A 13,252-nucleotide genomic window follows, 5' to 3' on the forward strand; every position below is an offset into this window, starting at 1 on the left:
GGTCTCGCGGTACTGCACGCAGTACTCGCGCTCGGCAAGCTCGCGGGTGACCGCAAAGGTTACGTCCCGGATACCGCGTTCGTCGCACAGGGTATTGATAATGGTGAGCGGATCGACTTTCTGAAAGATGCGCGAGTTCTGGCGCAGCGAGAGGCGCCAAAGTGCGGGGCGCAGTACCAGGGAGTAGAAGGTGCGCCGATGGCCGCGATCGCCCCGGCCAAATTCAGCGACAATCCCATGTACTCTGCGCAGCGGTTCGCCGTCCTGCCAGATGGTGAGTGTTGCTTCACGATCCAGGAGGTCGGCAGCCTCCAGGCTGCCGTCGCGGCTGGCCAGGTTGAGCGCCAGTTCGAAAGGCTGGGAGAGGGCTTCGCGATGGGTGAAGTCGATCACCGCGATATCATCCACCCCCGGTAGCGCTAGGGTGAATTGCAGGCCTGTTTTGTTCGCCCCCGTCCTTTCCGACATAATGCCGCTCCCTGGACCATCAATCGCTAATGAAAACGGTCAGAATAGCGAGCCAGAAGCGAAGCGCAACCCTTGCAGGGCACGTCACAGCGATCTCTTACACGTGTACGAAATAGCTTACAAAACAGGCAAAAATTTGCCCGAATTATTGTGATAAAAGCCCGGATAACTACTTGATCAACTGCACCAAACCATGCCGCACGTACCACACCTGCTCGGCCTGGGCGGTGGCGTCTTGAGTAAACCAGCCATTGAGGTCGCGCAGGCGGCGCTGCTCGGGTGACATGGGCACAATACCCCGACCGACTTCATTAGCGATAATGATAAGCGGCGCCTTTAGTTCGCCAGCACGCTGGCAGAGCCGTGTCATATCGCCCTGCCACTGTTGGCGCAGGGGGTCATTTTCCGCGTTTGCTAAAGCGGCTTCCAGCCACTCGAGCACGCCGGTTATCACCAGCGGGGTGTCGGCAACCAGCGCTTGCTGGCACTCTTCCAGCCGCTGACCCGGTGCGAGGCGATGCCATACGGCGTCGGGAAAGCGAGCCGTTACGGCGTCGCGTTTACCAGCGCAGGCACCGCCGATGAAGAGCTGCATTGCCAATCTCCTTTGCCATTCGCATCGGTTTGATAAGTGAGTGCCCAGCGCCTGCCCTGGGCCTGACTCACTGAGCCATCCCAGAAGTGAAGGGTTTCAAAACGACGGCGCAGTTCGCGAATCACACCGCCGTGAGTGACCGCTAGAATCTTTCGATGGCCGTCTTGCCGGGCATTCACGGCTACATCATGCAACCAGGCCTCCAGGCGCGTGCGCAGTTGGGCGGCGGATTCACCGCCAGGAATTTGCAGCTCGCCAACGCTGTCGATCCAGGCGCGGTAATGGGGCAAATCTTTTAGCTCGTCGTAGACCTTGCCTTCATAGTCGCCAAAATCGAGTTCGCGCAGACGCGGCTCAAGCGCAACCGGCACGCCCTCTTTCGCGGCCTGGATCCACTCAAGCGTCTGTTGGCAGCGGTTCAAGTCGCTTGAATAAATGGCATCAAAACGCTCACCCGCCAGCGCTTCGCGCAGCGCCAGTAACCCTGCCTCAGCATCGGGAAACAGCAGCGGGATATCGCGCTGGCCCTGGTAGCGGCGCTCTAGATTCCAGGCGGTGATACCGTGGCGAACTGCCACCAGCTCCACACTAAGATCAGTAGCCAAAGCTCTCCTCCTTCGATGGTGGCACCGACCATATCGCCGTTGATGCCGTTAAACAGGCGCAGCATAAGCCAGCGCATAAGTCCCACAAAAACGCTGGCCGTCAGCAGCATCACCACCAGTGTGGGTGCCAACAGGGCTATCACCGCCAGCGGCACCAGCGCCAGGGCCACATCCTGGCCGCTAAGCGACTGCTGCCAGCTCCAGGCCAAGCCCTTGGGCTGGGCGCAAGGGGTCAGCACCAGCAATGCCACACCCGCCCAGCGCCCAAGCGCGGGCACCACCAGCAGCCACCAGAGCGGCGCTTGATAGGTAAGTAATGCCCACAGTAGAACGCCCTTCCAGGCAAGTAGAAACACCAGCGCCAGGATGCCGAAACTGCCGATTTGCGGATCCTTCATGATCGCCCAGCGACGTTCCAACGGTTGATTGCTGCCCAGCGCATCGGCGATATCCATGACGCCATCCAGGTGCAGCCCACCGGAAAGCGCGACCCAAAGGCTCAGCAGCGCCAGCGCGGTGATCGGCGTGGGGACGTTGTGCATGGCGAATGCCAACAGCACCAAGACGCTGCCGATTAGCAAGCCGACCAGGGGATAGGCACGCACCGCCCAGCGCCGGGTTGCAGGCGTCCAGGGGCAAGCGACAGGGATCGGGATTCGGGTCAAAAACTGTAGCGCGAGCAGGAGACCGAACAAAGCGTTTTTCACGGCGTCTTCTTTCACAGCATCTTCTTTCAGAGTACTTTCTTTCACATCAACTTCCCGTCGTTTTTCCATTCGATGGCACAGCCCGCGACCACTTCCAGCACCGAGTCCGCCTCGGCGGCTAGCCAGCGGTGGGCACGCTGAAGAAAGGTCAGGTAGCGCCAGGTTTCGGCATTACCGGGAGGTAACGTTTCGTTGATATCGTTAGAGACAATCACTAGATGCACGCGGCGTGCCTGGGCATCTGCGAGGGTGTCTGCCAGTAACGCCAAGCCTTCGTCTTCGCCAAGCTGACTGGCATACAGCACCTGGCTGGCCCAGAGGGTCAGGCAATCCAGTAGAACGGCGCTCCCTTCTGGCACTCTTGCAATCGCCTGATCAATGGCCAGCGGCGCTTCCAGTGTCAGCCACTGCGCGCCCCTGGATTGCCGATGGCGAGCAACACGTGCGGCCATCTCGTCGTCGTACACGTCTGCGGTGGCCAAATAGTAACAGGGGGAACCGGCCGCCGCGCCAAGCACCCGCTGCTCGGCGATGTCGCTTTTGCCGGAACGCGCTCCGCCGCTAACGAAGACAATCATGCAGTGCCTTTTTCAACTCATTGACTAGCCGCCGGTTAGCCGCTTCATCGCGTAGCGCCACTCTTAGCCATTCACCTTCAAGCCCGGCAAAATTGTGGGTATGGCGTACCAGTACGCCTTGCTGCAGCAGCCGCTCAAATAACACATCACTGGTGGTGCCTGCGGCGCGCTGCTCGGCACCAGGCTGGATAAGAAAAAAGCAGGCCTGGCTGGGTACAACGTCCAGACCCAACTCGCTAAGTGCTTGACGCAGGCGTGGCCGCTCGCTGGCTAACCAGCGCTGGGTGCGCCGGGTAAAGGCACCGTCCGCCAGCAGCGGCGCTACCAGCTCCGCCGCCAGGTGATTCACGCTCCAGGGCGGCTGGTGGGTCTGTGCCGCCTGAATCGTGGCCGCATCCGCCAGCAGGTAGCCTAGCCGTAGCCCTGGCAGCGTATAAAACTTGGTCATCGAGCGCAGCAGAATCAGATGCGGGTAGCGATCCAGCAGCGGTACCAGCGACACCGCATCATGCGTATCGCCGACCATGTCCACAAAAGCCTCGTCCACCACCACCCGGCAGCCCGCCCAAGCCGTGTAATCCAGCAGTACCTCCATGGCCGAGGTATCGATAAGGGTCGCTGTGGGATTATTGGGCCGACACAGAAACAGCACATCGATATCATTAAGCCTTGCCAACAGCGTATCAACATCCAGGGCAAAGTCCGGCGCGGGCAGCGCGATCTCAACGATTGAGAGCCGGTGGGCACAGCAAGCGCGGGCATACTCGCCAAAGCTTGGCGTCATAATCGCCGCGCGCTGCCAGGCATGTAGCGCGGCGGCAAGAAAAATCGCCTCGGCGCCGCCGTTGGTCAGCAGCACCTGTTCGGGCTGCAGTTGGTGATGGTTGGCGATGGCCTGGCGGGCCGCGGAATAATCCGGCGCTGGATAGCGCTCAAGGCCGGCCAGATGTTGCGTTAACCAGTCGCGTACCCAGGCGGGTGGCCCCAGGGGATTCAGATTGGCGCTGAAATCGTCCAGACGATGCCCGGAGGGCAAGCCGAAGTGGGCTAATAGCGTCTCGGCTTGGCCGCCGTGGCTGGGCCATTCAGGTGTACTCATATAAGCCTCGGAAAAATCATACCCAACCCGACCATCAGGACAGCGGACAGTAAAATGAACAGCATCCAGCCACCGTGCATCAAGCGAATCGTGGCGTCGATGTGGGCAACCCGAAGTGGCTCCAGCGGCTTGCCTAGCGTCGCACGACAGGAAGCCACACCCTCATAGTAATTGGTACCGCCCAACTGCACACCGAGCAATCGCGCCACCATGGCTTCCGGCCAGCCAGCGTTGGGACTCGGGTGACGGGGTGCATCGCATAAGGTACCGCGCAGCGCGCCTCGCCAGTGCAGGCGCATCCCCCAAAAAACGCTCAACAGCAGACCCGCTAGCCACAGACAAAAAGCCGTCAAGCGAGCTGGCAGCCAGTTGGCCGCGTCGTCCAGCCTGGCGGAGGCATAACCAAACTCGTTATAGCGTGCGTTGCGATAACCGACCATCGAATCCAGAGTATTCACCGCCTTGTACGCCAGCGCCAGCGGCGCGCCGCCGATCAGGGCAAAAAACAGCGGCGCGGTAATGCCATCGACGGTATTTTCCGCCACGGTTTCCACCGCCCCCCGGGTAATCTCGGCTTCATCCAGGCCATAGGTATCGCGCCCGACAATCATGCCGAGGGCTTGCCGAGCGGCGGGCAGGTCGCCTTTGGCAAGCGGGGCGGCAATCGCGCGCCCCGCATCCGCCAACCCTTTGATGGCAAGCGTGGTGGACAACAGCCAAAGCTCCGCGATGAGCGCAAGCCCAGGATGCAAACGCGCCAAGATCGCCAGCACCAACACGCTACCCCCCCATACGCCACCCACCACAATGACGGTGAGCAGCACGCCACTCAGCCGCCGCTGCTTGGGCGAGCCGCGGTTCCAGAGCCGCTCGTAGTGGCTGATAAAACGGCCGATGATCACCACTGGGTGCGGCAGCGAGCGCGGGTCACCGACGATCAGATCAATCATGATCGCCACGGCGATCCACACCAGGATCATGAGTGCGTCGTCGTTGAAGGGCATCATTGGCGGGCGCTATCGCTTACGCCCGCATCAGCGAAGGTTGCCATCTCATTGAGCATTGCGACAGCCGCCTGAAGCAGCGGGAATGCCAGCGCCGCCCCGCTGCCTTCGCCCAGGCGCATGCCAAGCGCCAGCAGCGGCTTGGCGTCCAACGCGTCAAGTGCCGTGGCATGACCTGGCTCTTCCGAGCGGTGACCAAATACCAGATAGCCGCGCACCGCGGGGCATAAACGACACGCCACCAGAGCCGCCACCGTGGCGATAAAGCCATCGACGATAGCAGGCAGCCGGTGTGCCGCCGAGGCCAGGTAGGCCCCGGTCATGGCGGCGATTTCCAGGCCGCCCATTTTAACAAGCACGTCCAGAGGGTCATTGGGGTCGGCCTGGCGCGCTTGAATAGCGCGCTCGATCACCGCTACTTTATGAGCTTGCTGTGCGCTATCGATACCGGTTCCGGCGCCAACCACCTGAGCCACTGGCGTAGCGGTCAACACCGCCAGCATGGCGCTGCTGGCGGTGGTATTGGCAATCCCCATTTCGCCGACAATGATGCACCTGGCCCCGGCGTGGCTGGCGCGCTCCACGGCGGCAACGCCCGCATTGATCGCTGCGTGGGCTTCAGCGCCTTGCATGGCGTTTTCGAGCACCATATTGGCCGTGCCTGGGCGCACCTTGGCATGCGTCACGCCCGCCACGGTCAAGGGTGCCACCACCCCCACATCGACGACGTCGATTCTCGCGCCAATCTGCCGGGCAAAGACATTGATGGCGGCACCGCCGCTTGCGAAGTTGGCGACCATTTGCGCCGTTACGGCCTGAGGAAACGCGGACACGCCCTCTTCGGCCACACCGTGATCGGCAGCAAATACCAGCACACTGGCTGGCGTTACGTCAGGCGTTTGCCCACCGGTGATGGCACTCAACTGTATGGCAAGTGTCTCCAAGCGACCAAGGCTGCCCGGGGGTTTGGTCAACGTATCAAGATAGGCGCGGGTACGTTCGCCAGCGCAAGCATCTACCGGCGCAATACGCTCGATAATAGACGGGGCAACATCGATAGGCATGGCGGCTCCAGAGCGTTCAACATCACGAGAGGGGGATGGTAGCAAAAGCAGGCCTGCTATACTTGCGATTTACGCTTAGCAAGCGGGCGATTACCGCTATCGCAATCAATCTTTAGCCCTGATCGCCCAGGGCGATAGCTGTCATCAATTAGGGTAATAAAACTACAATTAACGCTTTTATTGCCGTAAGGTCTCTCCTATCGCCATCAAAAAATGTAAAATAACTACAGGTCTGACTCACCGTCTCTACCATGCAGAGGTCCCTATGCCGAGCTCAACACACGCCCCTTTAAACCCCACCGTTGCCGAGGTTACCCAGCGCATACGTGAGCGTTCTGCCGAGCGGCGCGCGCTATACGAGCGTCGCATGGCCGACCAGCACAAACGCGGCGTGCATCGCGGCGAGCTCTCATGCGGTAACCTCGCCCATGGGTTTGCGGCCTGCAACCCGCAGGAAAAGGATTCCCTCAAGCTGATGAACAGCGCCAACCTGGGGATCATCTCCGCCTACAATGACATGCTCTCGGCTCACCAGCCGTTTGAGACTTTCCCGGAAACCATCAAGGGGGCTGCCCGCGCCATGGGCTCTACCGCCCAGTTTGCCGGTGGCGTACCGGCGATGTGCGATGGTGTGACCCAGGGCCAGCCAGGCATGGAGCTGTCGCTGTTCTCTCGGGATGTGATTGCCATGGCCACCGCCGTAGGCCTGTCCCACAACATGTTCGACGCTGCCTTGTACCTTGGCGTGTGCGACAAGATCGTACCGGGGCTGTTCATTGCCGCGGCGCGCTTTGGTCACCTGCCCGCGATGTTCGTGCCAGCGGGCCCAATGCCCAGCGGCCTGCCCAACAAGGAAAAGGCCCGCATCCGCCAGTTGTACGCCGAAGGCAAGGTGGGCCGCGATGCACTGCTGGAAGCCGAGTCCGAGTCGTACCACAGCCCCGGCACCTGTACCTTCTACGGCACTGCCAACTCCAACCAGCTGATGATGGAAGTGATGGGCCTGCACCTGCCGGGTACCTCCTTCGTCAACCCTGGCACCGAGATGCGCGAGGCCCTGACCCGCTACGCCACCGAGCAGGCAATCCGCAACACCGAGCCTGGCGGTGACTATCGCCCGTTCTACAAGCAGATCGACGAACGTGCGATCGTCAATGCGGTGGTTGGCCTGCTGGCGTCGGGCGGCTCCACCAACCATACCATGCACCTGATCGCCATGGCGGCGGCCGCTGGCATTACGCTCAACTGGGACGACTTCACCGATCTGTCCGCGGTCACTCCAAGCCTGATGCGGGTCTACCCCAACGGCCAGGCGGATATCAACCACTTCCAGGCGGCGGGCGGCATGAGCTTCCTGTTCCGCGAGCTTCTGGGCGCGGGCCTGCTGCACGGCGATATTCCCACCGTCTTCGGCACCGACCTGACCGCCTACACCCAGGAGCCTTTCCTGGAAGACGGCAAGGTGGTCTGGCACGAAGGTCCCGAGAAGAGCCTCGACGAAGCCGTGCTGAGCACCGTGGCCAACCCGTTCGCGCCCACCGGCGGCCTGACGGTGATGAAAGGCAACCTGGGCCGGGGTGTGATCAAGGTCTCGGCGGTTACCGAAGAGCACCGTATCGTCGAAGCGCCGGTGAAGATCTTCGAAGACCAGAACGAGATGAAGGCCGCCTTCGAATCCGGCGAGCTGGATCGCGACGTGATCGTGGTCGTGCGCTTCCAGGGCCCCAAGGCCAACGGCATGCCGGAACTGCACAAGCTGACGCCGTACCTGGGTGTCCTCCAGGATCGTGGCTACAAGGTCGCGCTGGTTACCGACGGCCGTATGTCGGGCGCCTCGGGTAAGGTGCCCGCGTCCATCCATATGAGCCCGGAAGCCCTGGACGGCGGCCCGCTGGCCAAACTGCGCGATGGCGATATCGTCCGTCTGGACGCCAACGCCGGCACCCTCGACGCCAAGGTAGACCCTGTTACCTGGGGGCAGCGTGAACTGGCCATCGGCAATCTTGACCACTACCACGTAGGCCTGGGTCGCGAGCTGTTCTCTGGGTTCCGCCACCTGGCCATGCGCGGCGAAGAAGGCGCCGGGGTGTTCGGCGGCTTTGAAGCCGACGACCTGGCCCGCCAGGAAGGACAGATCTTCGAAGAGGATGCCTGATGCGACCGGCCTTGATCGGCGATATCGGCGGGACCAATGCTCGCCTGGCGCTAGTGACGCCAGGCGACATTACCCCGCACGATATCATCAACCTGCCCTGCGCCGACTACCCGGGCGTCATTGAGGCGATTCAGGACTACCTGACCCGGGTGGGTGCGGCGGGCGACAACGCCCCTCGCGAAGCCTGCCTGGCGTTTGCCTGCCCGGTCCACGCCGAGCGGGTCAAGATGACCAACAACCACTGGGATTTCAGGAAAAGCGAGGTTCGCGAAACGCTGAACCTATCGCTATTCAAGGTTATCAACGACTTTACCGCTCAGGCCCTGGGCGTGCCCCATGTGACCGCCGATGACCTCGTCGCGGTTCAGGCAGGTGACGGCCAGGCACATTCCACTCGCCTGGTGATTGGCCCTGGCACAGGGCTTGGCGTGGCCGGGGTCTTCCCTGGCCAGCACGCCTGGATACCGCTGCCTACCGAGGGCGGCCATGTCACTTTCGCGCCCACCGACGACACCGAGCGCGCGCTGCTCGACGTCTTTCTGCAACACCACAAGCGGGTCAGCGTGGAGCGCATCCTGTGCGGCCAAGGCTTACTCGAGCTTTATCAGGCCCACTGCGCGCTTGACGATCAGGCGCCGCGCTGCACCTCCCCTGCCGAGGTGACCCAGGCCGCCAACCAGGGCGACCCGATCGCCACGGCCACGCTGTTGCGGTTCCTGAAAATTCTCGGCGATGTGTGTGGCGATGCCACGCTGACCATGGGTGCCCGTGGCGGGGTTTACCTGTGCGGCGGGATCCTGCCGCGCCTGCTTGACTGGCTGCCCAAAAGCCAGCTGCGCGACGGCTTCGTCAACAAGGGCCGCATGGGGGCGTATAACGCTGACATTCCCGTCTGGGTGGTCACCCACCCGTGGACGGGGCTACTGGGCGCCGCTGAGGCGTTGCATAACGAAGAAGTGTTTTAAGCCAACCGACAGGAAGCTCCCTATGCCCGCGCCAACCTTTGACGTGCCCTTTGTCCTTGGCATGATGCGTCTCCACGAGACCGCCGAAATGCACCAGGCCAACCACCTGGCTGACTGGATCGAGGCGCGACTCGAGCAGGGGCTGCACTGGTTCGACCACGCCGATATCTACGGCAAGGGTGCTGGCGAGACGCTGTTTGGTCAGGCACTGCGCGCCCGCCCGGCGCTTGCCAAGCGGCTCAAGGTGGTGACCAAGGCCAGCATTGCCAACGACAACCCCGCCCCTGGCTCAGGCAAGGTCAAGCACTACAACGCCAGCCCGGCGTACCTGAGCCAGGCGATTGATGACTCGCTAAACTGCCTGAGCGTTGAGCGGATCGATCACTTTCTGATTCACCGTCCTGACCTGCTGATGGACGCCGAAGCCACCGGGCGCGCCCTGGACAGCGCCATCGAGGCAGGCAAAATTGGCGCCGCAGGCGTTTCCAACCACCTGCCCGGCCAGTGGCGCAGGTTGCAAAACGCCATGCACTACCCGCTGCGCGCCAATCAGATCGAGCTGTCCATCGCCCATAGCACACCGCTGTTTGACGGCAGCTTCGACGATTTATGCGCCGACGGCCATGCGCCGATGGCGTGGTCGCCGCTGGCGGGCGGTCACCTGATGCAGGGCGCAGTGCATAAGGTGCTTGACCGTTTGGCAAGCGAGTACAACAGCACGCCCGGCGCACTTGCCCTGGCATGGCTTCGCACGCTGCCCAATCGCCCTGCGCCCGTGGTAGGTAGCGTGAAGCCCGAACGGATTGCCGATATGCTGGCAGGCCCAGACACCCTCCCCAGGGAAGCCTGGTATGAACTGTTGGAAGCCGCCCGGGGCCATTGCGTCGCCTAGTTCAAGGCTTCTCTTCTGATCAATAATGACAAGGAATCGATCATGACGCCGATCATTGCGTTTGGTGAAGCCCTGGTGGATATGCTCTCCAGCCGCCTGGGTAACGACAACACAGGACCCGAGACCTTTACCCCCTACGCCGGGGGTGCACCCGCCGGGTGCACCCGCCAATGTGGCGCCCGCCAATGTGGCGGTTGCCTGCGCCCGGCTCGGCGTGCCCAGCCAGTTTCTGGGCATGGTCGGCGATGATACCTTCGGGCATTTTCTAATCCGCGAATTACAACACCATGGCGTGGACACCCAGGGCGTGATCCTCACTCAAGAGGCACGCACGGCGCTGGCGTTTGTCTCCCGGGATAGCCAGGGCGAGCGCACCTTCGATTTTTACCGGCCACCGGCCGCCGACCTGCTATACCGTCTTGAACACCTCCCCCAGGGCGTTTTCGAGAACCCCGCGATTCTTCACCTCTGCAGTAACAGCCTGACCGACCCGGAAATCGCCGACGTGACGCTTGCCATGGCGTCCATGGCGAAACGTGCAGGTTGCCTGATCAGCGTTGATGCCAACCTGCGCCACAATCTCTGGCCAGAAGGTGAAGCGGATATGGGCTTGGTGACGCAACTGCTGGATAGCGCCGAGCTGGTCAAGGTATCGCTCGACGAACTTGATTATCTGCGCGGCGATCACCCCCAAGAAGCCTGGATAGCAGAGCGCCTTGCCGCAGGCGTGAAGGTCATGCTGGTGACCGACGGGCCCAATAGCGTGGCGATGAAAGGCGTGGGCATTGATCAAACCATCGCGCCGCCCAAGGTTGAGGCCGTGGACACCACCGCGGGCGGTGATGCGTTCATTGGCGGCCTGCTGGCCGAGCTGTCACATCACGGCATTGAGGAAGGCTGGCACCAGGACGCCGACTTTCTTACCCGCGCGGTGAAAACGGCCTGCCGTTGTGGCGCACACGCCGTAACGCGCCCCGGCGCCTACTCCGCCCTACCCACCCACGCGGATATCGAAGCGTTGCGCAACGCTTTCTAAATAACGTTCCCTAAATACCATTCCCTAAATAACAGCCAATTGCCCAGGGCGCACCGATATGCGCCCTGCATTGCCGACAAAGGTCGTACCGCTCCGGCTTGTCTAAATGTCAGACATTTACTACCATACCGTCACTATCGTTAATAAGTGACCGCTATGACGCTGGAGACCCTTCCCCGCCATAAAGGGGGTGCGGACGAGTTAGCCCGCCTGCTGGCAAGGGCATTACTGGCAGGCCACTGGCAGCCGGGTGACGCCTTCCCCAAGGAAATGGACATCGGCACGCACTTCGATGTGAGCCGTAACCAGGTGCGCAATGCGCTGACCCGCTTGACCGCCGCAGGTCTTTTAGACCGCACCGCCGGGCGTGGCACGCACGTCCGTGAAATGAGCGACTGGCACCTGCTGGATCCGCTGATGAGCGAATGGATGACGGGGCTTACCGACCTCGACCCGCAGCTCACGAGCGCCATCTATGCGTTTCGCTTTTCGGCCGAGCCCGTCGTGGCGGGCCTTGCCGCCGACGCTGCCGATGCGAACGATATCGCCCGCCTGGAAGCCGCCTTTGAAGGCATGCAGAAAACGGCCCGGTCACCCGCCGCTCGCGCCCAGCACGCCGAGTATGACGTGATGTTTCACGATGCTACCTATCAAGCCAGCCATAACCTGGTGTGGCGGCAAATGGGACACTTGTTGCGCCCTTCGATCATGGCCCTGGTTCATGGCTCTCAGCACCGAACCGACACCTTCGACGACAGCCTGTCACGGCATCGCCGCGTGCTTGAAGCCATTATGCGCCGGGATGCCGAGGCGGCGTCTCGCGCTGCGCGGGAAGTGCTTCGCCGCACGGCGATCGACCTGGGCATCGTCAATTAATCGGCCATCGACAACTGACTAGGATCTGACCCTATGAAAATTACCCGACTAAAAACCTGGCAAGTACCGCCCCGCTGGCTGTTTCTCAAGATCGAAACCGACGAAGGCTGCTACGGCTGGGGCGAGCCGGTCATCGAAGGCCGCGCGGCGACTGTCGAGGCTGCCGTTCATGAGCTTTCCGACTACCTGATTGGCCAGGACCCGCACCGCATCGAACACCTGTGGAATACGCTGTATCGCGCCGGGTTCTACCGCGGCGGGCCAATCTTGATGAGCGCCATTGCGGGTATCGACCAGGCGCTATGGGACCTTAAAGGTCGCGATCTGGGTGTGCCCGTGCACCAGCTTCTAGGCGGCGCGGTGCGCGATAAAATGCGCATGTACGCCTGGACCGGCGGCGACCGGCCAAGCGACGTGGGCGCGGGCGCCAAGGCGCTGGCCGACAAGGGCTTTACCGCCTTCAAAATGAACGGCACACCGGAGCTGCAGATCGTCGACTCCCACCGCAAAGTGGATGAGGCGGTCGCCCGGGTGGCCGAAGCGCGCAATGCGGTCGGCCCGGATGTGGGCATTGGTATCGATTTTCATGGCCGCGTGCATCGCCCCATGGCCAAGGCGCTGCTGCGCGAGCTGGAGCCCTATCACCCGATGTTCGTCGAGGAACCGGTTGCTCCCGAGCACTTGCCCTGCCTGAAAGACATTGCCGGTGGCCTTGGGTACCCGCTCGCCACCGGCGAACGGCTGCATACCCGCTTTGAGTTCCGGGACCTGCTCAAGGACGGCATGATCGACATTATTCAGCCAGATATCTCCCACTGTGGCGGTATCAGCGAGGGGCTTAAAATCGCCGCCTTGGCATCCGCCTACGACGTGGCCCTGGCGCCCCACTGCCCGCTCGGCCCGTTGACCCTGGCCGCGTCGCTACAGCTGGATGCCGTTAGCCACAACGCCTTTATCCAGGAACAGAGCATGGGCATTCACTACAACCAGGGCAACGATGTTCTCGACTACCTGGTCGACAAATCGGCGCTCAGCATTGAAGACGGCTTCTGTGCGATTCCCCAGGGCCCAGGGCTAGGTGTGGAGATTGACGAGGCCTTCGTTGAAGAGCGCGCCAGGGTCGGCCACCGCTGGCGCAACCCCGTCTGGACCCATGAAGATGGCTCGATTGCCGAGTGGTAAACCATCTCATCAACGGGAGACGTCCC

General features: G+C 62.0%; 13 protein-coding genes and 1 pseudogene. 6 read left to right on the forward strand and 8 right to left on the reverse strand.

Features of this window, described 5'->3' with window-relative positions:
* The 8 genes from ADS46_RS05250 to cobT all read right to left on the reverse strand — a co-directional run.
* Positions 1 to 468: contractile injection system protein, VgrG/Pvc8 family (locus tag ADS46_RS05250; protein WP_267886939.1), on the reverse strand; the 468-nt coding region annotated here is incomplete at its 3' end.
* Between the two features lie 169 nt (positions 469 to 637).
* The gene (locus tag ADS46_RS05255; RefSeq protein ID WP_066317239.1) at positions 638 to 1,063 is read right to left on the reverse strand and encodes a bifunctional adenosylcobinamide kinase/adenosylcobinamide-phosphate guanylyltransferase; all 426 of its coding nucleotides are present in this window, start codon (positions 1,061 to 1,063) and stop codon (positions 638 to 640) included.
* A complete protein-coding gene (locus ADS46_RS05260) occupies positions 1,015 to 1,668 on the reverse strand; it encodes a histidine phosphatase family protein (RefSeq protein WP_066317242.1) in 654 nt (217 codons plus the stop codon). The genes ADS46_RS05255 and ADS46_RS05260 overlap by 49 nt, the downstream gene beginning before the upstream one ends.
* On the reverse strand, positions 1,605 to 2,375 hold the full coding sequence (gene cobS / locus ADS46_RS05265) for an adenosylcobinamide-GDP ribazoletransferase (RefSeq protein WP_066317456.1): 771 nt from the start codon (positions 2,373 to 2,375) through the stop codon (positions 1,605 to 1,607). The genes ADS46_RS05260 and cobS overlap by 64 nt, the downstream gene beginning before the upstream one ends.
* Before the next feature lie 41 nt (positions 2,376 to 2,416).
* Positions 2,417 to 2,953, reverse strand: a complete 537-nt coding sequence (locus ADS46_RS05270; protein ID WP_066317244.1) for a bifunctional adenosylcobinamide kinase/adenosylcobinamide-phosphate guanylyltransferase — start codon at positions 2,951 to 2,953, stop codon at positions 2,417 to 2,419.
* The gene (gene cobD / locus ADS46_RS05275) at positions 2,937 to 4,052 is read right to left on the reverse strand and encodes a threonine-phosphate decarboxylase CobD (RefSeq protein WP_066317246.1); all 1,116 of its coding nucleotides are present in this window, start codon (positions 4,050 to 4,052) and stop codon (positions 2,937 to 2,939) included. Before cobD ends, ADS46_RS05270 begins: the two co-directional genes overlap by 17 nt.
* The gene (cbiB, locus tag ADS46_RS05280; protein WP_234346770.1) at positions 4,049 to 5,059 is read right to left on the reverse strand and encodes an adenosylcobinamide-phosphate synthase CbiB; all 1,011 of its coding nucleotides are present in this window, start codon (positions 5,057 to 5,059) and stop codon (positions 4,049 to 4,051) included. The genes cobD and cbiB overlap by 4 nt, the downstream gene beginning before the upstream one ends.
* Positions 5,056 to 6,120 (reverse strand): nicotinate-nucleotide--dimethylbenzimidazole phosphoribosyltransferase, encoded by a 1,065-nt coding sequence (gene cobT / locus ADS46_RS05285; RefSeq protein ID WP_066317248.1) that lies wholly within the window; start codon positions 6,118 to 6,120, stop codon positions 5,056 to 5,058. The genes cbiB and cobT overlap by 4 nt, the downstream gene beginning before the upstream one ends.
* Positions 6,121 to 6,385: 265 nt before the next feature.
* On the opposite strand from cobT, the gene edd reads away from it, so the two are divergent.
* The 6 genes and pseudogenes from edd (at position 6,386) to dgoD (ending at position 13,226) form a co-directional block, all read left to right on the forward strand.
* Positions 6,386 to 8,275, forward strand: a complete 1,890-nt coding sequence (edd, locus tag ADS46_RS05290; RefSeq protein ID WP_066317251.1) for a phosphogluconate dehydratase — start codon at positions 6,386 to 6,388, stop codon at positions 8,273 to 8,275.
* Positions 8,275 to 9,240, forward strand: coding sequence for a glucokinase (glk, locus tag ADS46_RS05295; RefSeq protein WP_066317253.1), 966 nt, complete (start codon positions 8,275 to 8,277; stop codon positions 9,238 to 9,240). Before edd ends, glk begins: the two co-directional genes overlap by 1 nt.
* Before the next feature lie 22 nt (positions 9,241 to 9,262).
* On the forward strand, positions 9,263 to 10,132 hold the full coding sequence (locus ADS46_RS05300; RefSeq protein WP_066317257.1) for an aldo/keto reductase: 870 nt from the start codon (positions 9,263 to 9,265) through the stop codon (positions 10,130 to 10,132).
* Between the two features lie 42 nt (positions 10,133 to 10,174).
* Positions 10,175 to 11,168 (forward strand): annotated as a pseudogene (locus ADS46_RS05305) (carbohydrate kinase family protein).
* A 156-nt stretch (positions 11,169 to 11,324) separates the two neighbouring features.
* Positions 11,325 to 12,044: a FadR/GntR family transcriptional regulator gene (locus ADS46_RS05310; protein ID WP_066317259.1), complete on the forward strand. Its 720-nt coding sequence runs from the start codon at positions 11,325 to 11,327 to the stop codon at positions 12,042 to 12,044.
* Positions 12,045 to 12,077: 33 nt separating this feature from the next.
* The gene (gene dgoD, locus ADS46_RS05315; protein ID WP_066317260.1) at positions 12,078 to 13,226 is read left to right on the forward strand and encodes a galactonate dehydratase; all 1,149 of its coding nucleotides are present in this window, start codon (positions 12,078 to 12,080) and stop codon (positions 13,224 to 13,226) included.
* Positions 13,227 to 13,252 lie beyond the last annotated feature (26 nt).

The sequence above is a fragment of the Halomonas sp. G11 genome, assembly GCF_001663515.1.
GTDB lineage: Bacteria > Pseudomonadota > Gammaproteobacteria > Pseudomonadales > Halomonadaceae > Vreelandella.

What these genes read in the sequence shown, in the direction of transcription:
- cbiB (WP_234346770.1), bottom strand. Translation starts at nt 5,059, where the DNA reads ATGATGCCCTTCAACGACGACGCACTCATGATCCTGGTGTGGATCGCC.
- ADS46_RS05300 (WP_066317257.1), top strand. Translation starts at nt 9,263, where the DNA reads ATGCCCGCGCCAACCTTTGACGTGCCCTTTGTCCTTGGCATGATGCGT.
- ADS46_RS05270 (WP_066317244.1), bottom strand. Translation starts at nt 2,953, where the DNA reads ATGATTGTCTTCGTTAGCGGCGGAGCGCGTTCCGGCAAAAGCGACATC.
- cobT (WP_066317248.1), bottom strand. Translation starts at nt 6,120, where the DNA reads ATGCCTATCGATGTTGCCCCGTCTATTATCGAGCGTATTGCGCCGGTA.
- ADS46_RS05310 (WP_066317259.1), top strand. Translation starts at nt 11,325, where the DNA reads ATGACGCTGGAGACCCTTCCCCGCCATAAAGGGGGTGCGGACGAGTTA.
- ADS46_RS05255 (WP_066317239.1), bottom strand. Translation starts at nt 1,063, where the DNA reads ATGCAGCTCTTCATCGGCGGTGCCTGCGCTGGTAAACGCGACGCCGTA.
- glk (WP_066317253.1), top strand. Translation starts at nt 8,275, where the DNA reads ATGCGACCGGCCTTGATCGGCGATATCGGCGGGACCAATGCTCGCCTG.
- cobD (WP_066317246.1), bottom strand. Translation starts at nt 4,052, where the DNA reads ATGAGTACACCTGAATGGCCCAGCCACGGCGGCCAAGCCGAGACGCTA.
- edd (WP_066317251.1), top strand. Translation starts at nt 6,386, where the DNA reads ATGCCGAGCTCAACACACGCCCCTTTAAACCCCACCGTTGCCGAGGTT.
- dgoD (WP_066317260.1), top strand. Translation starts at nt 12,078, where the DNA reads ATGAAAATTACCCGACTAAAAACCTGGCAAGTACCGCCCCGCTGGCTG.